The 411-nt window shown below is 58.9% G+C and carries 1 protein-coding gene; it reads left to right on the top strand.

The genetic code is table 11. The annotated features are described in order from the left end of the window. On the top strand, positions 1-411 hold a 411-nt coding region (locus A1OO_RS23220), incomplete at both ends, for a thrombospondin type 3 repeat-containing protein (protein ID WP_035008750.1).

The following is a 411-nucleotide window of genomic DNA, read 5'->3' as shown; positions in this document are numbered from 1 at the left end:
ACACCGACGGTGATGGCGTCGGTGACAACGGCGATGCCTTCCCTACGGATGAAACGGAGACCACCGACACCGATGGCGATGGCGTGGGCGATAACAGTGATGCCTTCCCAACGGATGCGTCGGAGACCACCGACACGGACGGCGATGGCGTCGGCGATAACAGCGACGCTTTCCCTGAAGACGCCGCTGAAACCACCGATTCCGACAATGACGGCGTGGGTGACAACAGCGACATTGACCGTGATAACGACGGCTTAAGTGACGATTTAGAATCACGCACTCACGCTGACGTCACAGATTGGCCGACGCTTTACGGCGCGAGCTTCACGGATGGCGTGCTCAGTGCCAACGGCGGCAGCTGGACCTATCAAGCCAATTCAGCGCGTTTCTCCACCTACGGCTTTAACGACA

Source organism: Enterovibrio norvegicus FF-33, assembly GCF_000286835.2.
Classification (GTDB): domain Bacteria; phylum Pseudomonadota; class Gammaproteobacteria; order Enterobacterales; family Vibrionaceae; genus Enterovibrio; species Enterovibrio norvegicus_A.
This window is presented reverse-complemented; position numbering and strand designations above follow the sequence as displayed.